This window comes from Mycobacterium sp. NGS58 (genome assembly GCF_059812385.1).
On the sequence record NZ_JCALCO010000006.1, the window covers coordinates 1 to 20,201 of the forward strand.

Below are 20,201 nucleotides of genomic sequence, written 5' to 3' on the forward strand. Positions count from 1 at the left end.
GTCGTCGGGTAGCGTCGGGCCCGTGACCGAGACGCCGCGCGACTTCGACATTGTGCTCTATGGGGCGACCGGCTTCGTGGGAAAGCTCACCGCCGAATATCTGGCCAGCTCGGCGCCGGACCAGCGGATTGCGCTGGCCGGCAGATCGGCCGACCGGTTGCGGGCCGTCCGCGACACGCTCGGCGGTGCCGCGCAGTCATGGCCCATTCTGAACGCCGACGCTTCGTCGCCCTCGACGCTCAATGAGATGGCGGCCCGTACCCAGGTCGTCATCACCACGGTCGGGCCCTACACCCGCTACGGGCTGCCGCTGGTGGCCGCCTGCGCCGCCGCGGGCACCGACTACGCCGATCTGACCGGCGAGGCGATGTTCGTCCGCGAAAGTATCGACCTCTACCACAAGCAGGCCGCGGACACCGGCGCCCGCATCGTGCATGCCTGCGGATTCGACTCTGTCCCTTCGGACCTCAGCGTGTATGCGCTCTACCGGGCGGCGCGCGACGACGGCGCCGGCGAACTCGGCGACACCGACCTGGTGGTGCGGTCCTTCTCCGGCGGCGTGTCCGGGGGAACCGTCGCGTCGATGTTGGAAGTGCTCGATACCGCCTCGCGCGATGCGGACGCCCGCCGCCAGCTCGCCGACCCGTACACGTTGACCACCGATCGCGGCGCGGAACCCGAAATAGGCCCCCAGCCCGATTTGCCGTGGCGTCGTGGTCGCCGGATCGCGCCCGAGCTGACCGGGTTGTGGACGTCGGGCTTTTTGATGGCGCCCTATAACACCCGAATCGTGCGGCGCAGCAACGCATTGCTGGACTGGGCCTACGGACGCCAGTTGCGTTACACCGAAAGCATGAGCCTGGGCTCGTCGCCGCTGGCTCCGGTGGCCTCCGCCGTGGTGGGCGGGGTCGGCGCGGCTACCTTCGGATTGGGCAGCCGGTATTTCCGTTTCCTGCCACGCAAGCTGGTAGAACGCATTGTGCCCAAGCCCGGAACCGGCCCGAGTGAGGCCGCCCGGGAACGCGGCTACTACCGGATCGAGACCTTCACCACTACGACTACCGGCGCGCGTTACGTGGCGCGCATGGAGCAGCGCGGCGACCCGGGCTATAAGGCGACGTCGGTGCTGTTGGGGGAGTGCGGCCTCGCTCTGGCGTTGGACCGCGACAAGCTCCCGGATCTGCATGGCGTTCTCACTCCCGCGGCCGCGATGGGCGACGCACTGCTGGACCGATTCCCCGCCGCGGGTGTGACATTGGAGGTCGACCGGCTGGGTCAGTGACCCGGCTCACGCATTCGGGCGCTTACATGCGAGCAAACACCGCTCCCTAGAATTGACGGGTGACCGCCAGCCGCAGCCCCGCCACCGACCTGCCCAAGTCGTGGGAGCCGGCTGCGGCCGAAAGCGCGATCTACCAGAAGTGGGTGGACGCGGGGTACTTCGTGGCGGACCCGAACAGCGCCAAGCCCGGGTATTCGATTGTGCTGCCGCCTCCGAACGTGACCGGCAGCCTGCACATGGGCCATGCACTCGAACACACCATGATGGACGCCCTGACCCGCCGCAAGCGGATGCAGGGTTATGAGGTGCTGTGGCAGCCGGGCATGGACCACGCGGGCATCGCGACGCAGAGCGTGGTGGAAAAGCAGCTCGCCGTCGACGGCAAGACCAAGGAGGACTTCGGCCGAGAGCTGTTCATCGAGAAGGTCTGGGACTGGAAGCGGGAGTCCGGCGGCGCCATCGGCGCCCAGATGCGCCGCCTCGGCGACGGCGTGGACTGGAGTCGCGAACGCTTCACCATGGACGAGGGTCTGTCGCGGGCGGTCCGGGCGATATTCAAGCGCCTCTATGACGCCGGGCTGATCTATCGGGCCGAGCGCCTGGTCAACTGGTCGCCGGTGCTGCAGACAGCGATCTCGGATATCGAGGTCGACTATCAAGAAGTCGAAGGCGAGCTGGTGTCGTTCCGGTATGGGGCGATGGACGACTCGCAGCCACACATCGTGGTGGCCACCACCCGGATGGAAACGATGCTCGGTGACACTGCGATCGCCGTGCATCCAGACGACGAGCGGTACCGACACCTGGTCGGTACCAGCCTGCCGCACCCATTCGTGGATCGTCAGCTCGTCGTGGTCGCAGACGAGCATGTGGATCCCGAATTCGGCACCGGCGCAGTCAAAGTCACGCCTGCGCACGACCCGAATGACTTCGAGATCGGCCTGCGGCATCAGCTGCCGATGGTTTCAATCATGGATACCAAGGGCCGAATCAGCGACACGGGCACGCAATTCGACGGCATGGACCGCTTTGCGGCCAGGGTCGCGGTGCGCGAGGCGCTGGCAAGCCAGGGCCGGATCGTCGAGGAGAAGCGGCCGTACCTACACAGTGTCGGACACTCCGAGCGCAGCGGCGAGCCGATCGAACCACGCCTGTCCCTGCAGTGGTGGGTCCGTGTGGAATCGCTTGCCAAGGCCGCCGGCGACGCGGTGCGTAACGGGGACACCGTGATTCACCCGACCAGCCTGGAACCGCGATGGTTCGGCTGGGTCGACGACATGCACGACTGGTGCATCTCGCGCCAGCTGTGGTGGGGCCACCGCATCCCGATCTGGTACGGCCCCAACGGCGAACAGTGCTGTGTTGGGCCCGACGAAACGCCACCGGAAGGGTGGGAGCAGGACCCCGATGTGTTGGACACCTGGTTCTCCTCGGGCCTGTGGCCGTTCTCCACGCTGGGCTGGCCGGAAAGGACTCCGGAACTCGAAAAGTTCTATCCGACAAGCGTTCTGGTCACCGGTTACGACATCCTGTTTTTCTGGGTGGCCAGGATGATGATGTTCGGCACCTTTGTCGGTGACGACGAGGCCATCACGCTGGACGGTCGTCGCGGTCCGCAGGTGCCGTTCACCGACGTCTTCCTGCACGGGCTGATCCGCGACGAGTCCGGCCGCAAGATGAGCAAGTCCAAGGGCAACGTCATCGACCCGCTGGATTGGGTGGAGATTTTCGGGGCCGACGCTCTGCGGTTCACCCTGGCCCGTGGTGCCAGTCCCGGCGGCGACCTGGCCATCGGTGAGGACCACGTCCGGGCGTCGCGCAACTTCTGTACCAAGCTGTTCAATGCCACCCGCTACGCGCTGCTCAACGGTGCGAAGCTGGCCCCGCTGCCCGCGCCGGCCGAGCTCACCGATGCCGATCGATGGATTCTCGGGCGACTGGAAGAGGTTCGCGCGGAAGTTGATTCGGCGTTCGACAGCTACGAGTTCAGTCGCGCTTGCGAGGCGCTCTATCACTTCGCGTGGGACGAATTCTGTGACTGGTACGTCGAATTGGCCAAGACGCAACTGGCCGAAGGGATCATGCACACGACGGCCGTGCTGGCGGCGACACTGGACACCCTGCTGAGGTTGCTGCACCCGGTCATCCCGTTCATCACCGAGGCCCTGTGGCAGGCGCTGACGGGCGACGACGCCCAACACGAGTCGCTGGTGATTGCCGATTGGCCGCAGACCTCCGGTATCAGACTGGATCAGGTTGCCGCACAGCGGATTACAGACATGCAGAAGCTGGTGACCGAGGTGCGGCGGTTCCGTAGCGATCAAGGCCTGGCGGACCGCCAGAAGGTACCGGCCCGGCTGACCGGTGTCGACGAATCGGATCTGGGCGCCCAGGTGAGCGCGGTGACGTCGCTGGCGTGGCTGACCGCCGCCGGCCCGGAATTTCGCGCATCGGCGTCGGTCGAAGTGCGGCTCAGCGGTGGCACCGTCGTCGTCGAGCTCGACACCTCGGGCACCATCGATGTCGGCGCCGAACGTCGCCGGCTGGAAAAGGATCTGGCCGCCGCGCAGAAGGAATTAGCCTCCACCGCAGCCAAATTGGGCAACGCGGACTTTTTGGCCAAAGCGCCGGAACAGGTCGTCACCAAGATCCGGGACCGCCAGCGCCTGGCCCAGGAGGAAACCGAGCGGATCAACGCGCGGCTAGTCGGACTGCAATGAGTGTCCGATGACTGAGCCGCCCGAGTGGCCGCAGGACCCCGACTGGCCGCGAGACGAGGTTCGCGACGAGATCCCGGACCCGGCCCCCACGCCGGATGAGATCGCATCCATGCTGCAGGTCGAGCACCTGCTGGACCAGCGCTGGCCGGAGACCAAGATCGAGCCGAGCCTGACCCGGATCAGCGCGCTGCTGGACCTGCTGGGCTCACCGCAACTGGCCTACCCGTCCATCCATGTCGCGGGCACCAACGGCAAGACTTCGGTGGCACGGATGATCGACGCACTGATCACCGCGCTGCACCGGCGCACCGGGCGCACCACCAGCCCGCACCTGCAATCGGCGGTCGAACGCATCTCCATCGATTCCAAGCCGATCACCCCCGCGCGGTACGTCGCGACGTATCGCGAGATCGAGCCGTTCGTGCAGATGGTCGACGCGCAGTCGCAGGCGGACGGCGGCCCCGCGATGAGCAAGTTCGAGGTGCTGACCGCGATGGCGTTCGCAGCATTCGCGGACGCCCCCGTCGACGTCGCCGTCGTCGAGGTGGGAATGGGGGGACGCTGGGACGCCACCAACGTGATCAACGCCCCGGTAGCGGTCATCACCCCCATCTCCATCGACCATGTCGAATACCTGGGTGACGATCTCGCCGGCATCGCTGGGGAAAAGGCCGGCATCATCTTGCACGCGCCCGAGGGCGCGCCCGATACCGTCGCGGTCATCGGGCGTCAGGCTCCCGAGGCGATGGAAGTGCTGCTGGCCCAAACGGTCCAAGCCGACGCCGCGGTGGCCCGCGAGGATTCGGAGTTCGCCGTCCTGGGCCGCCAGGTCGCGATCGGCGGGCAGGTGCTGCAGCTACAGGGTCTGGGCGGGGTGTATTCCGATGTCTACCTGCCGCTGCACGGCGAACATCAGGCGCACAACGCCGTGGTGGCGCTCGCGGCGGTTGAGGCGTTCTTCGGTGCCGGCGCGCAGCGTCAGCTCGACGTCGAAGCGGTGCGTGCCGGTTTCGCCGGCGTCGCCAGTCCCGGCCGGCTCGAGCGGATGCGCAGCGCACCCACGGTGTTCATCGACGCCGCGCACAATCCGGCCGGCGCGGGGGCGCTGGCACAGACTCTGGCCGGTGAATTCGACTTCCGCTATCTCGTCGGAGTGCTCAGCGTGCTCGCGGACAAGGACGTGGACGGGATCCTGGCCGCCCTGCAGCCGGTGTTCGATGCGGTCGTGGTGACCCACAATGGATCCCCGCGGGCAGTCGACGTCGAGTCGCTGGCCTTGGCGGCCCGCGAGCGGTTCGGGCCCGACCGGGTCAGCACCGCCGAAAACCTGCGCGACGCCATCGACGTCGCGACGGCGCTGGTGGACGACGCCGCGGCGGGCGGGCCAGCCGAAGCCTTCTCCGGCACCGGCATCGTCATCACCGGCTCGGTGGTCACCGCCGGGGCGGCGCGCACCCTGTTCGGTCGTGATCCGCAATGACCGACGTGCCCGGCAACCCCGAGGAGGAGCAGGCCCCGGCGCCACCGGCGGACCCGTGGCGGAGCTTCGGCGCGGTGATGGCCTTGACCCTCTTTCTGGAAGCGATCGTGGTGCTGCTCGCGATCCCGGTGGTCGGTGCGGTCGGCGGCGGTCTGACGACGGCGTCGCTGGTCTACCTGATCGGGCTGGCCGGATTGCTGATCCTGATGGCCGGCGTGCAGCGCAAGCCCTGGGCGATCTGGGCCAACCTCGGCGTGCAGGTGATCCTGCTGGCCGGCTTCGCGGTCTATCCGGGCGTCGGTTTCATCGGGGTGCTCTTCACCGGGCTGTGGGGGTTGATCGCGTACTTCCGGGCCGAGGTCCGGCGCAGGCAGGGGTAGGCCCGCGGTTGGGCGGCCTGAGCAGGCCCCTTGCGGTCACCCGACCCCGCGCCGGCCGATTATGTACGCTGTCCGCCGTGACCGAACGGACATTGGTACTGATCAAGCCCGACGCCGTGCAGCGCCAGCTGGTGGGGGAGATCATCGGCCGCATCGAGCGCAAGGGCCTCTCCATCGCGGCGCTGGAGTTCCGGCCCGTCGGCCGCGACCTCGCCGCCCAGCACTACGCGGAACACGACGGCAAGCCCTTCTTCGAGTCGCTGCTGGAGTTCATCACGTCGGGACCGGTGGTGGCAGCCATCGTGGAGGGGCCGCGGGCGATCGCCGCATTCCGGCAGCTCGCGGGCGGTACCGATCCGGTCGAGAAGGCGATCCCCGGCACGATCCGCGGCGATTTCGGGCTCGAAACGCAGTTCAACCTCGTGCACGGGTCGGATTCGGTCGAGTCCGCAAAGCGCGAAATCGCGCTGTGGTTTCCCAAGGCGTAGACCTGCGACGATGGTGATCGCGGCGCGGTCCTGCGCAACTTCGCCGAAGCGGCTGCATCATGTGTGGCTGGGGCGGCGACGTGATGTGGGATACTGGTCTCGGGTGAACGTCGCCGGACCGGCGTCAGACACCCGAATGAAGACTTAGACAAGCGCGATCATAGCCCTGTCGCCTTGGTTCGCTGCATGTCAGGCCGTCATTCAGCACGGCGCCGAGTAGGTCTGCGATCCTGGACCGCTCGGGGCGAGACCATCACAAGCCCGGGAGAAGTGACCCGGGTCCATAGCGAAGCCCTCGCGTGGCCGCGTCGCAATAGACGCGCCCGGGGGCTTGAGGAGAATACGTGGTAGACGGTGCACCGACTGCAGACCCATCAGAAGAATCGACTCGGCCCGAGGAACTGCCGGACCGCCTGAGAGTTCATTCGCTGGCCCGCACGCTGGGAACCACCAGCAAGCGGGTGCTGGACGCGCTGAGCGAACTGGACGGGCGAGTCCGCAGCGCACACTCCACCGTGGACCGCGACGACGCGGTCCGGGTACGGGACCTGCTGGCTTCCGCGCAGTCCCCTGCCACCGGAGAGGACGGGGTCGACTCGCCGGCGACCGAGGCGAGCGCCGGCGACGAGCCCGAATCCCGGCTGCTGCTCGGGAGCCCGGACACGGCCGCCGAGCGGCCGCATTACATGCCGCTGTTCGTCGCGCCGCAGCCGATCGATGCCAGCGAGGAAGACGCCGGCACCGACGACACCTCGGACTCCGACGATTCCGACAGCGACGACGACGAGCAGGCCGATCGGCCGTCGAACCGGCGGCGGCGTCGCGGCCGTCGTGGTCGCGGCCGCGGGCGCGGTGAGCAGGGCGGATCCGACGGCCAGGGCGACGACGGCGACGACGACGAGGGGCAACCGCGGGGCAAGAAGGGCGGTCAAGCGGACTCCGCCGACTCCGAGGACTCCGACGGTCAGGATTCCGACGACTCCGATGATTCCGACGACTCGGACAACGGTGACGACGGTTCGGCAGACGGCGGCAATCGCCGGCGCCGTCGCCGCCGGAGGCGCAAATCCGGATCGGGCGACGACAACGACGAGGGGTCATCGCCGGATGACCCGCCGAACACCGTGGTGCACGAGCGGTCGCCCCGCAACGGCAAGGGTGGCGGCGACGATTCCGCCGGCTCGAACAACGAGATCAAGGGCATCAACGGCTCCACTCGGTTGGAGGCCAAACGGCAGCGCCGCCGGGACGGCCGCGATGCCGGCCGGCGCCGCCCTCCGGTGCTGACCGAGGCCGAATTCCTGGCCCGCCGCGAGGCCGTCGAGCGGATGATGGTCGTGCGCGACCGGATCCGCACGGAGCAGCCGCATCAGGGGTCGCGCTACACGCAGATCGCGGTGCTCGAGGACGGCATCGTCGTCGAGCACTTCGTCACATCGGCCGCGTCGGCCTCGCTGGTGGGCAACATCTACCTGGGCATCGTGCAGAACGTGCTGCCGTCGATGGAGGCGGCGTTCGTCGACATCGGCCGCGGCCGCAACGGTGTGCTCTACGCCGGCGAGGTCAACTGGGAGGCCGCCGGGCTCGGCGGCTCGGACCGCAAGATCGAACAGGCGCTCAAACCCGGCGACTATGTCGTCGTCCAGGTCAGCAAAGACCCGGTCGGGCACAAGGGCGCGCGGCTCACCACGCAGGTGTCGCTGGCGGGCCGCTACCTGGTCTATGTGCCGGGGGCATCGTCGACCGGGATCAGCCGCAAGCTGCCCGACACCGAACGCCAGCGCCTCAAGGAGATCCTGCGTGAGGTGGTGCCTTCGGACGCCGGGGTGATCATCCGGACCGCGTCCGAGGGCGTCAAAGAGGAGGACATCCGCAGCGACGTCACCCGCCTGCAGGAGCGCTGGAGACAGATCGAGGGCAAGGCGATCGAGATCAAGGAGAAGGCCGCCGGCGCCGCGGTGGCCCTCTACGAAGAGCCCGACGTGCTGGTCAAGGTCATCCGCGACCTGTTCAACGAGGATTTCGCCGGCCTCATCGTCTCCGGTGACGAGGCCTGGACCACCATCAACGAATACGTGAATTCCGTTGCCCCCGACCTGGTCTCGAAGCTGACGAAGTACGAGGCGCCCGCCGGTCCGGACGGGCAGGCCGGGCCGGACGTGTTCGCGGTGCATCGGATCGATGAGCAGCTCGCCAAGGCGATGGAGCGCAAGGTATGGCTGCCGTCTGGCGGCACCCTGGTGATCGACCGGACCGAGGCCATGACGGTGGTCGACGTCAACACCGGCAAGTTCACCGGGTCCGGGGGAAACCTCGAGCAGACGGTCACCAAGAACAACCTGGAGGCGGCCGAGGAGATCGTGCGCCAGCTGCGGCTGCGCGACATCGGCGGCATTGTGGTCATCGACTTCATCGACATGGTGCTGGAGTCGAACCGCGATCTGGTGCTGCGGCGGCTGACCGAGGCGCTCGCCCGCGACCGCACGCGTCATCAGGTGTCCGAGGTGACGTCGCTCGGTTTGGTTCAGCTGACCCGCAAGCGGTTGGGTACCGGCCTGATCGAGGCCTTCTCGACGTCGTGTTCGAACTGCGGTGGGCGCGGAATCCTGCTGCACACCGACCCGGTGGATTCGGCGTCGTCGAACGGGCGCAAGTCGGAATCCGGTGGTGGTGGGCGCCGGGGCAGGCGCAAGAAGAACAAGGCCGAAGAGCAGGTGGTGGCCAAAGTGCCGGCCCACGCTCCCGGCGAGCATCCGATGTTCAAGGCGATGGCCGCCGGCTCCTCCGCGCAGTCCGAGGACGACGAATCCGATGAGGTCAGCGACGACACCACCGACGAGCTCGACCAGGAGAAGGCGGGTCGCGCCGGCGACGTCGCCGACGCCGAGGACTTCGACGACGCCGACGACGAGGACTCGGACGACGATTCGGACGATGACGACGACTCCGACGATGACGACGACTCGGACGATGACGACGATCTGGACGACGATGACGAGGACATCGACGACGAAGAGGACCTCGGCGACGATGACGAGGATCTCGAGCTCGACGACGACGATCTGGACACCGAGGACGACGATTCGGACGACAATGGGCAGGGCCCCGCTGGGGCGGTGGGGGCCGTCGCGGGTCGCCCCCGGCGCAGACGCGCTGCGGGGAGGCCGGCCGGACCGCCGATCCACGCGGACTGAGCCTGCTGACGCCCAAGGCGCGGGTCGTGTCCGGTTTGACCCTGTAGCCGCTGGTCACGTACCCTTGGACAGTTGTCGTCAGGCCGGGCGAGGAAAACTTCGGCCGGCGGCAGCGGGACTCCCGGGGAATCGGCCAGGCCCGCAACCCAGACCCACCACGTGCACCGCGGTTGGTTCGCGCGCGACGCGCAGAGCAGCGGTTGGAAGAAGGAGCAGGAGCGACGATGGCGACCTACGCAATCGTGAAGACGGGCGGCAAGCAGTACAAGGTCGCCGTCGGGGACGTGGTTAAGGTCGAGAAGCTCGAATCCGAGCCCGGCTCGAATGTGTCGCTGCCGGTGGCCCTGGTCGTGGACGGCGCTAAGGTGACCACCGATGCGGCCGCGCTGGCCAAGGTCGCGGTGACCGGCGAGGTGCTCGAGCACACCAAGGGCCCCAAGATCCGTATCCACAAGTTCAGGAACAAGACCGGCTACCACAAGCGTCAGGGTCACCGTCAGCAGCTGACGGTCCTGAAGGTCACCGGAATCAAGTAGCGAAGGCGACACAACATGGCACACAAGAAGGGCGCTTCCAGCTCGCGCAACGGTCGCGATTCCGCCGCACAGCGGCTGGGCGTGAAGCGATTCGGCGGCCAGGTCGTCAAGGCCGGCGAAATCATCGTTCGGCAGCGCGGCACCAAGTTCCACCCGGGCGTGGGTGTCGGGCGCGGCGGGGACGACACCTTGTTCGCCAAGGAGGCCGGCGCCGTCGAGTTCGGCATCAAGCGCGGCCGCAAGACCGTCAACATCGTGGCGGCCGGGCAAGCCACCGACTGACCCGTGTTTCCGGGCCCAGCCCGGTGATTTCGGCGCCCGGTGGTAGGTGAGAGGATCCACGATGCCTCGGTTCGTCGACCGCGTCGTCATCCATGCGCGCGCCGGTGCCGGGGGTAACGGCTGCGCCTCGGTCCATCGCGAGAAGTTCAAACCGCTCGGCGGCCCCGACGGTGGTAACGGCGGCCGCGGCGGCAGCATTGTCTTCGTCGTCGATCCGCAGGTGCACACCCTGCTCGACTTCCATTTCCATCCGCACGTCACCGCGCCCTCGGGTAAGCAGGGGATGGGCAACAACCGTGACGGCGCCGCGGGCGCCGACCTGGAAGTCAAAGTCCCCGACGGCACCGTCGTTGTCGATGAGAACGGTCGGCTGCTGGCCGACCTGGTTGGCGCGGGCACTCGCTTTGAAGCCGCCGCGGGTGGTCGCGGCGGGCTGGGCAATGCCGCTCTCGCGTCGCGTGCTCGTAAGGCTCCCGGTTTTGCGCTGCTGGGCGAGCAGGGCCAAGCACGCGACCTGACCCTGGAACTCAAGACCGTCGCCGACGTCGGCTTGATCGGCTTCCCGTCGGCCGGCAAATCGTCGCTGGTGTCGACGATCTCGGCGGCCAAGCCCAAGATCGCCGACTACCCGTTCACCACGCTGGTGCCCAACCTCGGTGTGGTGTCGGCGGGCGAGCACACCTTCACCGTCGCCGACGTGCCCGGCCTGATCCCGGGTGCATCCCAGGGCCGCGGCCTGGGGCTGGACTTCCTGCGGCACATCGAGCGATGCGCGGTGCTGGTGCACGTCGTCGACTGCGCCACCGCGGAGCCCGGCCGCGATCCGATCTCCGACATCGACGCGTTGGAGGCCGAACTGGCCGCGTACACGCCCACCCTGCAGGGCGATGCGACGCTGGATGATCTCACCGAGCGGCCCCGCGCGGTGGTACTCAACAAGATCGACGTCCCCGAGGCGCGCGAGCTTGCCGAGTTCGTCCGCGACGAGATCGCCCAGCGTGGCTGGCCGGTGTTCCTGGTCTCGACGGTCGCGCGAGAAGGTCTGCAGCCGTTGATCTTTGGGTTGTGGAAAGTGATCTCGGAATACAGGGCCGCACAGCCGGCAATCGTGCCGCGCCGTCCGGTGATTCGTCCGGTACCCGTTGATGACAGCGGTTTCAGCGTTGAGCCCGATCCGGGGCAGTCGGGCGCCTTCGTGGTCAGCGGCGCGCGTCCCGAGCGGTGGATCCGACAGACCAACTTCGACAACGACGAGGCCGTGGGCTATCTGGCCGACCGGCTGGCGCGCCTCGGTGTCGAAGAGGAGTTGCTGCGGCTGGGCGCTCGACCGGGTTGCGAGGTGACCATCGGGGACATGACGTTCGATTGGGAGCCGCAAACGCCTGCCGGACAACAGGTTGCAATGAAGGGCCCGATGTCCGGGAGAGGAACCGACGCGCGATTGGAGCGCACCGAGCGCGTCGGCGCCGCCGAACGCAAGGCCGCCCGGCGCCAGCGCCGCGAACGCGGTGAGGAGTCGTGAGCGAGCACCGCGACGTCATCCGCAACGCTCGCAGCCTGGTGGTCAAGGTGGGGACCAACGCGCTGACCACGCCGGTGGGGGTGTTCGACGCCGGCCGGCTGGCCGGGCTCGCCGACGCGATCGAGGCGCGGATGAAGGCGGGTACCGACGTGGTCATCGTGTCGTCGGGAGCCATCGCCGCCGGCATCGAACCGCTCGGATTGTCCCGCCGTCCACGAGATCTGGCGACAAAGCAGGCCGCCGCCAGCGTCGGGCAGGTGGCGCTGGTGAATTCGTGGAGCGCCGCTTTCGCCCGCTACGGCCGAACGGTCGGGCAGGTGCTGCTGAGCGCGCACGATATCTCGATGCGGGCCCAGCACACCAACGCCCAGCGCACGCTCGATCGGCTGCGCGCACTGCATGCGGTGGCGATCGTCAACGAGAACGACACGGTGGCCACCAACGAGATCCGGTTCGGCGACAACGACCGGCTTTCGGCGCTGGTGGCCCACCTGGTCGGCGCCGAGGCGTTGGTGTTGCTGTCCGACATCGATGGGCTCTACGACTCGGATCCGCGCAAGACCGAGGGCGCGAGGTTCATCCCGGAGGTGTCGGGCTCAGCGGATCTGATCGGTGTAATCGCCGGTCCCGGAAGCGATTTGGGTACCGGCGGGATGACGTCGAAGATGTCCTCGGCGCTGCTGGCCGCCGACGCCGGCGTGCCGGTGCTGCTGGCGGCCGCCTCGGATGCCGCGACAGCGCTCACCGCCGCATCGGTCGGCACGGTGTTCGCCGCACGTCCGGTGCGGATGTCCGCACGTCGGTTCTGGGTGCGTTACGCCGCCGAGGCGGCCGGCGCGCTGACGCTTGACGAGGGTGCCGTGCGCGCGGTGGTGCGGCAGCGTCGCTCGCTGCTGCCCGCCGGGATCACCGCGGTGGCCGGGCGGTTCTACGCCGGCGACGTCGTCGAGTTGCGCGACCCGGACGCGGTGATGGTGGCCCGTGGCGTGGTCGCCTACGACGCGACGGAACTGACTGCCATGATGGGCCGCTCGACCTCCGAATTGCCCGGCGAGCTGCGCAGGCCGGCGGTGCACGCCGACGACCTGGTGGCGGTGTAAGAGGCGCTTCGGCGCGGTGCTGCACGGGTGATGCAGGGTCTGCTGACCATGACGACCCTCACGAACGTGATAGCAATCGCGAACTCGCCTTGTGCAGGGCCAGCGAGTCCGGCCGCGTCAGCGCTCCGAGGCGGGCTTGAGATACAGTGCACCCCAGGCAATCTCGGCCAGGGTGGCGGCCAGCTCGGCGTCGTAGTCGGGTGGCTTGGTCGGCAGGTTTTGCTGACAGGCTCTTTCGACCATCCAGGTCAGCGCGCTGGCGGTGGTCGGCGGGGCCAGCTCCGGGCGGATCGAGCCGTCGGCCTGGCCGGCCTCTATGACGTGGGTGAACTGCTCGGAGATGCCGGTCAGCAGTTCGCGATAGGTTTGCCCCGTCAGCGGGTCATAGGCGGCCATTTCGTTGAGTGCGACCAGCACCGCCTGATGGCGCCGGTAGGTGGCGATGATGCGGCTCATCGCCACTCGCACGTCGTCCGGGTCATGCCGGCCGGCCACGCTCCACCAGCTTCGCGCGCTGTCGGTCAGGTCACCGAAAACCTGGCCCGCGAGCCGTCGCAACAGATGACCCTTGTCCTCGAAGTAGATGTAGAAGCTGGCCCGGGAGATGCCGGCCTCGCCGGAGAGCCGATCCACGCTCAGTTCGGTGAAGCTCGCGCCATCGCGCATCAGCCGCTCGGTGGCGTCGAGCAGTCGGCGCTCCATTTGCTCGCGCCGCTGCTCGCGCCCCAGGCTTCGGTGGCCCGGCGGCTTGCGGGTGAGCGACGGCATTCGACGAGCATAAACGAAGAATCGACATATTGACTAGACACAGTGTCTAGGCATATTGTCGCGGAGTCTGTGACCGGTGTCATAAGGGAGGATCACCATGGCCGTAATGACAGGGAAGTCTGGGACCGACAAGTCCGGTCGTGCCTATGACGAGATCGATCTGTCCTCGCGGGCGTTCTGGTCCACCACCGCGGCGGATCGGGAACGTTCCTTCGCCGTGCTCCGCGCGGAGCGCCCGGTGAGCTGGCATCCACCCGTCGAAGACTCGCTGATGCCCGACCCCACCGACCCCGGCTTCTGGGCGGTCACTCGGCGATCCGACATCGTCGCGGTCAGCCGCAACAACGACGTCTTCCTGTCCGGCCAGGGGGTGATGTTCGAGAGCATTCCGGTGGAGCTGCTCGAGGCGTCGCAGTCTTTCCTGGCGATGGACCCGCCGCGACACACCAAGCTGCGCAAGCTCGCTCACGCCGCCTTCACCCCGAGGCAGGTCCGGCGCATCGAAGACTCGATCAAGGCCAACGCCAAAGCAATCGTCGAAGAACTGCGGGCCGCCGGCACCGGCGCCGATTTCGTCGATCTTTGTGCCAAGGAACTACCCATCCGCACCCTGTCCGACATGGTCGGTATTCCGGAATCCGAGCGCCAACAGGTGGCTCATGCAGTCGACGCCCTGGTGTCCTGGGCTGACCCCGCCTACCTCAACGGCCGCCACCCGCTGGAAGTCTTATTGGAGAATCAGACGTACCTCCACCAAGTCGCCGCGATGCTGGCCGCCGCGCGCCGCGAGCACCCCGGCGATGACTTGTTCAGCAGCCTGGTGACCGCCGAGGTCGACGGCGACCGGCTAACTGACGCGGAGGTGGCCGCGTTCTTCGTCCTGCTGTCGGTGGCGGGAAACGACACCACCCGGCAGACCATCAGCCACGCGATGAAGGCGCTCAGCGATTTCCCCGGCCAAAAGGCTTGGCTGCTCGAGGATTTCGACAACAGGATCGGGACGGCCATCGAGGAGTTCATCCGCTGGGCGACCCCGGTCATGACCTTCCGACGCACGGCCGCTACCGATACCGAGCTGGGCGGCCAACGAATCGCGGCGGGGGAGAAGGTGGTCATGTTCTATTCGTCGGGCAACTGGGACAGCGAGGCGTTCGAACATCCGGAGCGCTTCGATCTGAGCCGCGACCCCAATCCTCACCTCGGTTTGGGCGGTGGCGGGGTGCACTTCTGCCTGGGCGCCAATGTGGCCCGCGCGCAATTGCGCGCCATCTTCGGCGAACTGTTCCGGCAAGTCCCGGACATCCAGGCGGGCGAGCCGGCGTACGTCGCGGGCAATTTTATCCATGCCATCGGCAGCATGCCGTGCACCTTCTAACGCGTTGACGCCGGCGCTAACTCGTCGGCGAGCAGGGCCAGCAACTCCGAGCACCCGCCGTCGACCTTGACGGTGGCCAGATCGTCACCGCGGGTACCGCCCCGGTTGACGATGGCCACCGGAATGCCCAGCGCGGCGGCATGCCGGACGAACCGGTAGCCGGAGAACACGGTCAGCGACGAGCCCGCGACCAGCAGCGCGTCGGACTGCTCGACTAGCTGGTAGGCCGCTGCCACAACGTCTTTGGGGACGCTTTCGCCGAAGTAGACGATGTCTGGCTTCAGCATCCCGCCGCAGCGCTCGCAATCCAGATAATGGAACGACGCGGTATCGGCGACCACGGCGTCGGCGTCCGGAGCCACCGCCAGCCCACCGATCGCCTCGGCGCGCTCGATGAAGCCGGGGTTGAGCGCCTCCAGCCGCTCGCCGAGTACGGCACGCGGCATGGTGCGTCGGCAGTCCAAGCAGACCACCTGCGCGTATGTGCCGTGCAGGTTGATGACGTTTCGGCTGCCGGCCTTGGTGTGCAGCAGATCGACGTTTTGGGTGATCACGCCGGTGACCACCGCCGCGGCCTCGAGCGCCGCCAGCGCCCGGTGGCCCGCGTTGGGCAGCGTGTCGTCCATGTGCCGCCAACCGACGTGGTTTCGTGCCCAGTACCGCTGCCGAAACGCAGGATCGCTGGTGAACTGGCGGATCGTCATGGGATTGCTAGGCGGCGAATCGGGCCCGCGGTAATCGGGAATGCCCGAATCGGTGGAGATGCCCGCGCCCGTCAGCACCGCGATCCGGCGACCGGCCAGCAGAGTGACCAGTTCGGGCGATTCTGCGCAGCCGACGGTCACTCATCCAGGGTAGGGGCTTTAGCCCAGGCAGTCCGCCGCGGTCGTGAGCTCGGCAGACATGTTTTGCTGCATCATCTTGCACGCCGCCTCGCCCAGGTCGTGGTCGATGTGCGCGACGGCATCGGTCGGGATCACCACGGGGAAGTGCCGTACGTAGGCATCCAGAGCCGTGTAGAGGATGCATTGTTCGGTGACCTGACCGGTGATGATCAGCCGTTTGGTTTCCAGCCGGTTGAGCAAATACGCCAGCGGCGTCGCGTAGAACGCGCTATGCCGGACCTTGGTCATCACGCGGCAGCACCCCTCGGTCGGCAGGATCGGCTTCACCAGATCGGGCCGGGCCCCGTCGCAAGCGGAATGGACGATGTCGGAGAACTCCGCGGTGAAATCGCCGTAGTTATCGTTGACGTACACCAGGTCGACGTCGTCGCGCTCGCGTGCCCGCCGAACCAAATCGGTCAACGGCTCGATGATCCTCTCGACATTGGGTATTAGATTTTCAGCGTCGGGATGCTGATAGGTGTTCATCATGTCGACCACCAAGACTGCCGTGTCGCTCATGGCGTCGGGGATACCCGCCGACTCCGGGTTGACACGCATGGGACGACAATGGAAGGGCGATGGACTTTTACAACGCTTACAGCCAGGGCTTTGCCCGCGTCGCCGCATGCACGCACCACACGGTCATCGGCGACCCGGCCGCCAATGCCGAATCGGTCCTGCGAATGGCCAGGGAGTGCCACGACGATGCCGTCGCGCTGGCCGTCTTCCCGGAACTGACGCTGTCCGGGTATTCGATCGAAGACATCGTGCTGCAGGACCTGTTGCTCGACGATGTCGACAAGGCCATCGCGGAGATCGTCGCGGCCTCGGCCGAGTTGTTGCCCGTTCTGGTAGTCGGTGCCCCGCTGCGCCATCGGCACCGGATCTACAACGCCGCCGTGGTCATCCACCGCGGTGAGGTGCTGGGGGTGGCGCCGAAGTCTTACCTGCCTACCTATCGAGAGTTCTACGAGCGCCGCCAGATCGCACCGGGAGACGACGAGCGCGGCACCATCCGTGTCGCCGGCGTCGAGGTGCCGTTCGGTCCCGATCTGCTGTTCGAGGCCTCCGACGTGCCCGGTTTGGTGCTGCACGTGGAGATTTGCGAGGACATGTTCGTGCCGATCCCGCCGAGCGCGGAGGCCGCGCTCGCGGGTGCGACGGTGCTGGCCAACCTGTCCGGTAGTCCGATCACGATCGGCCGCGCCGAGGACCGCTGCCTGCTGGCCCGTTCCGCCTCGTCGCGATGCCTGGCCGCGTACGTGTATTCGGCTGCCGGGGAAGGTGAATCGACGACCGACCTGGCGTGGGACGGCCAGACCATGGTGTTCGAAAACGGTGTGATGCTGGCTCAGTCCGAGCGTTTCCCCAAAGGGGAGCGACGTAGCGTCGCCGACGTCGACATCGAACTGCTTCGCTCGGAACGGCTCCGGATGGGCACGTTCGACGACAACCGGCGCCACCACAGGACGACGACGGACACCTACCGGCGCATCGAGTTCCGGCTGGACCCACCGGGCGGCGACATCGGGCTGCGGCGCGATATCGAGCGCTTCCCCTTCGTTCCCGCCGATCCGCAACGGCTGGAACAGGACTGCTTCGAGGGTTACAACATCCAGGTCGCCGGTCTCGAACAGCGCCTGCGCGCACTGGATTTCCCGAAGGTCGTCATCGGGATCTCCGGCGGCCTGGATTCCACGCATGCGCTGATCGTGGCCGCCCGCGCGATGGATCGCGAACAACGCCCGCGCAGTGACATTTTGGCGTTCACCCTGCCCGGCTTTGCGACCGGCGACCACACCAAGCGCAACGCCGCCGAGCTGTGCCGCACGCTGGGTGTGACGTTCTCCGAGATCGACATTCGTGAGACCGCGGAATTGATGCTCAAGGAGATGGATCACCCGTTCGCCCGGGGCGAGAAGGTGTATGACGTCACCTTCGAAAATGTTCAGGCCGGTTTACGCACCGACTACTTGTTCCGACTGGCCAACCAGCGTGGCGGGATCGTCCTGGGCACCGGCGACCTGTCCGAACTCGGGTTGGGCTGGTCGACATACGGCGTCGGCGACCAGATGTCGCACTACAACGTCAATGGCGGCGTGCCCAAAACGCTGGTCCAGCACCTGATCCGCTGGGTGATCTCGTCGGAACAATTCGAGCCGGAGGTCGGCGAGGTGTTGCAGTCGGTGCTCGACACCGAGATCACCCCGGAGCTGGTGCCCAGCGGCGAGGAGGAAGAGCTGCAAAGCAGCGAGGCCAAAGTGGGACCGTTTGCGCTGCAGGACTTTTCACTGTTCCACGTGCTGCGCTATGGATTCCGGCCATCGAAAATCGCATTCCTGGCCTGGCATGCGTGGAGCGATCCCGAACACGGCATCTGGCCGCCCGGTTTCCCGGAGGACAAACGGCCGTCGTACTCGCTGAAGGAGATTCGGCACTGGCTGCAGGTTTTCGTGCAGCGGTTCTACTCGTTCAGCCAGTTCAAGCGCTCGGCCCTGCCGAATGGGCCCAAGGTGTCGCACGGTGGTTCGCTGTCGCCGCGCGGAGACTGGCGCGCCCCGTCGGATATGTCGGCGCGCATCTGGCTCGACGAGATCGAACGCGAGATCCCCGAGGACTAGTTCGCGCAGCAGCGGGCCCGCCCGGGACTGCCGGGCGGGCCGTTCGGACTCACGCCTGTGCGCGGCGCCAGCCCTGGTACTGCAACTCGGCGAACACCAGCGTGTAAACGCCGGCCGCCAGGTTCAACACCACGCCGGTCGACGTCAACGGGAATACGTCCGCGAGCACGAGGACGATGGCGGCCACCGTGTAGGCCACGTTCGCGATGATGACGGCCATGCCGGCGCGCCGTACCGACGGTAGGGCGGCCAGCCCGAACACGACGATGCCGTAGGCGATCAAGAACGCGCCCATGCCGTACTCGAACGCTTTCGTGGTGCCCGAGATGTCGGCGAGCCAACCGGCCAGCGGCATACCGGCCAAGCCGACCAGTCCGCTGATGGCGGCGTCGGCCCGCATGGCAAGGCGAAGCAAACCGTCCCGGGTGCCCGTGCGGTCAATCGTGGTTGCGGACATGATGTTCCTTTCTCGATGGCGACTGCGATCGCTATCGACGCTGCTCGCGAACCACTGCCAGATCGATCCAGGGCGCTGCCAAACACTGCCATCCGCAGGTCAGGGGGTTGCTCGCCCCCGCTCAGTACGGCATCGAGCGCAAACCGCGAAAGCGGTAGCGGCGCCTAGGACGCGTTGCGGAGTGCCCGCTCGATCGCCTGGGCGTCCGGTGCGCAATCGCCCGCGCCGGCCACCAGCGTCGCCAACGCGCCCGCTGCACAGGCGCGCTGCAACGCGTGCCGCCGCTGATCCGGCGAGCCGGGATTGAGTGGCCAGGTCGCGGCCAGCACACCGGCGAAGACGTCGCCCGCCCCGGTGGTGTCCACCGCATCCACCGCCGGAGCCGGCACCACGTACTCGCCGTCCGTGCCGACGTAACGGGCGCCTTGCGCGCCCAGGGTGACCACCAAATGCTCGGGACGCGAGAGCCATTCGTCGGCTTCTTCTTCGTTGGTGATCACCACGTCCGCGGCGGCCGCCAGGTCGCCCAACGCGCCGGAGTCCTGACCGGCCGGCGACGCGTTCACAACGACGACCGCTCCCGACGAACGTGCGTGTCGTGCCGCCGCGACAGCGGTGGCCACCGGAATCTCCAGCTGGGTCAACATCACGTCGCAGTTTGCGACGACCGCGCGGGCACGGTCGTCGGTCAGTGTGAAACGACCGTTGGCCCCCGGTGCGACCACGATCGTGTTCTCGGCATTCGCGTCGACCAAGACGATCGCCGTGCCGCTGGGGCCGGGAATTTCGATGGCTCCGTCCAGCCCGACGCCGTTGGCCTCCAGGTGCGCGCGCAATTGCCCGGCGGCCGCGTCGTCACCAACCGCTCCGACGAATTGCACGTGCGCACCCGCGCGCGCCGCCGCCACCGCCTGATTGCCGCCCTTGCCGCCGGGGGCGTGCGTCAACGACAACGCCAAAACCGTTTCGCCGGGCCGTGGAAGGGCGTCGACACTCAACGACAGATCGAGATTCACACTGCCCACCACACAGACGCCTGTCATGGCGCCGACGTTAGTCGCGACGAGCGGCAAAGCGCACCAGGGCACCGGCACTTTCGACGCCGAATC

At 67.4% G+C, this 20,201-nt stretch carries 17 protein-coding genes; 12 read left to right on the forward strand and 5 right to left on the reverse strand.

Annotated features, from left to right (window positions below; genetic code table 11):
- Positions 1 to 22 precede the first annotated feature (22 nt).
- From AC5Y4H_RS07585 to proB, 10 genes are all read left to right on the forward strand, one after another.
- Positions 23 to 1,282, forward strand: coding sequence for a saccharopine dehydrogenase family protein (locus AC5Y4H_RS07585; protein ID WP_499980280.1), 1,260 nt, complete (start codon positions 23 to 25; stop codon positions 1,280 to 1,282).
- 59 nt (positions 1,283 to 1,341) lie between these two features.
- On the forward strand, positions 1,342 to 4,002 hold the full coding sequence (locus AC5Y4H_RS07590) for a valine--tRNA ligase (protein WP_499979980.1): 2,661 nt from the start codon (positions 1,342 to 1,344) through the stop codon (positions 4,000 to 4,002).
- Between the two features lie 109 nt (positions 4,003 to 4,111).
- Positions 4,112 to 5,482, forward strand: coding sequence for a bifunctional tetrahydrofolate synthase/dihydrofolate synthase (gene folC, locus AC5Y4H_RS07595; RefSeq protein ID WP_499980283.1), 1,371 nt, complete (start codon positions 4,112 to 4,114; stop codon positions 5,480 to 5,482).
- Positions 5,479 to 5,862 (forward strand): DUF4233 domain-containing protein, encoded by a 384-nt coding sequence (locus AC5Y4H_RS07600; RefSeq protein ID WP_499979981.1) that lies wholly within the window; start codon positions 5,479 to 5,481, stop codon positions 5,860 to 5,862. Before folC ends, AC5Y4H_RS07600 begins: the two co-directional genes overlap by 4 nt.
- 77 nt (positions 5,863 to 5,939) lie before the next feature.
- Positions 5,940 to 6,350 carry a nucleoside-diphosphate kinase gene (ndk, locus tag AC5Y4H_RS07605; protein ID WP_499979982.1) on the forward strand — a complete coding sequence of 137 codons (411 nt, stop codon included), beginning with the start codon at positions 5,940 to 5,942 and terminating at the stop codon, positions 6,348 to 6,350.
- A 344-nt stretch (positions 6,351 to 6,694) separates the two neighbouring features.
- Complete coding sequence (gene rne / locus AC5Y4H_RS07610) at positions 6,695 to 9,544, forward strand: ribonuclease E (protein ID WP_499979983.1); 2,850 nt, start codon at positions 6,695 to 6,697, stop codon at positions 9,542 to 9,544.
- A gap of 224 nt (positions 9,545 to 9,768) precedes the next feature.
- Positions 9,769 to 10,080: a 50S ribosomal protein L21 gene (gene rplU / locus AC5Y4H_RS07615; protein WP_007769829.1), complete on the forward strand. Its 312-nt coding sequence runs from the start codon at positions 9,769 to 9,771 to the stop codon at positions 10,078 to 10,080.
- A 15-nt stretch (positions 10,081 to 10,095) separates the two neighbouring features.
- Complete coding sequence (gene rpmA / locus AC5Y4H_RS07620; protein WP_008255217.1) at positions 10,096 to 10,362, forward strand: 50S ribosomal protein L27; 267 nt, start codon at positions 10,096 to 10,098, stop codon at positions 10,360 to 10,362.
- 61 nt (positions 10,363 to 10,423) lie between these two features.
- Positions 10,424 to 11,884 carry a GTPase ObgE gene (gene obgE, locus AC5Y4H_RS07625; protein WP_499979985.1) on the forward strand — a complete coding sequence of 487 codons (1,461 nt, stop codon included), beginning with the start codon at positions 10,424 to 10,426 and terminating at the stop codon, positions 11,882 to 11,884.
- On the forward strand, positions 11,881 to 12,984 hold the full coding sequence (proB, locus tag AC5Y4H_RS07630) for a glutamate 5-kinase (protein ID WP_499979989.1): 1,104 nt from the start codon (positions 11,881 to 11,883) through the stop codon (positions 12,982 to 12,984). The genes obgE and proB overlap by 4 nt, the downstream gene beginning before the upstream one ends.
- 117 nt (positions 12,985 to 13,101) lie before the next feature.
- On the opposite strand, the gene AC5Y4H_RS07635 is transcribed toward proB, so the two are convergent.
- Positions 13,102 to 13,752 carry a TetR/AcrR family transcriptional regulator gene (locus tag AC5Y4H_RS07635; RefSeq protein WP_499979992.1) on the reverse strand — a complete coding sequence of 217 codons (651 nt, stop codon included), beginning with the start codon at positions 13,750 to 13,752 and terminating at the stop codon, positions 13,102 to 13,104.
- 97 nt (positions 13,753 to 13,849) lie between these two features.
- Here AC5Y4H_RS07635 and AC5Y4H_RS07640 point away from each other — a divergent pair, with 97 nt between their 5' ends.
- Complete coding sequence (locus tag AC5Y4H_RS07640) at positions 13,850 to 15,127, forward strand: cytochrome P450 (RefSeq protein ID WP_499979994.1); 1,278 nt, start codon at positions 13,850 to 13,852, stop codon at positions 15,125 to 15,127.
- Here AC5Y4H_RS07640 and AC5Y4H_RS07645 read toward each other — a convergent pair.
- Positions 15,124 to 15,972 carry an NAD-dependent protein deacetylase gene (locus AC5Y4H_RS07645; protein ID WP_499979995.1) on the reverse strand — a complete coding sequence of 283 codons (849 nt, stop codon included), beginning with the start codon at positions 15,970 to 15,972 and terminating at the stop codon, positions 15,124 to 15,126. The genes AC5Y4H_RS07640 and AC5Y4H_RS07645 overlap by 4 nt on opposite strands.
- An 18-nt stretch (positions 15,973 to 15,990) precedes the next feature.
- Positions 15,991 to 16,533 (reverse strand): cysteine hydrolase family protein, encoded by a 543-nt coding sequence (locus AC5Y4H_RS07650; RefSeq protein WP_499980287.1) that lies wholly within the window; start codon positions 16,531 to 16,533, stop codon positions 15,991 to 15,993.
- Positions 16,534 to 16,592: 59 nt separating this feature from the next.
- Here AC5Y4H_RS07650 and AC5Y4H_RS07655 point away from each other — a divergent pair, with 59 nt between their 5' ends.
- Entirely contained in the window at positions 16,593 to 18,635 is a 2,043-nt protein-coding gene (locus AC5Y4H_RS07655; RefSeq protein ID WP_499979999.1) for an NAD(+) synthase, read from the forward strand.
- Between the two features lie 49 nt (positions 18,636 to 18,684).
- On the opposite strand, the gene AC5Y4H_RS07660 is transcribed toward AC5Y4H_RS07655, so the two are convergent.
- Both AC5Y4H_RS07660 and AC5Y4H_RS07665 read right to left on the reverse strand, forming a co-directional pair.
- On the reverse strand, positions 18,685 to 19,092 hold the full coding sequence (locus AC5Y4H_RS07660; protein ID WP_499980000.1) for a hypothetical protein: 408 nt from the start codon (positions 19,090 to 19,092) through the stop codon (positions 18,685 to 18,687).
- Positions 19,093 to 19,256: 164 nt separating this feature from the next.
- Entirely contained in the window at positions 19,257 to 20,135 is an 879-nt protein-coding gene (locus tag AC5Y4H_RS07665; protein WP_499980001.1) for a ribokinase, read from the reverse strand.
- Between the last annotated feature and the right edge of the window lie 66 nt (positions 20,136 to 20,201).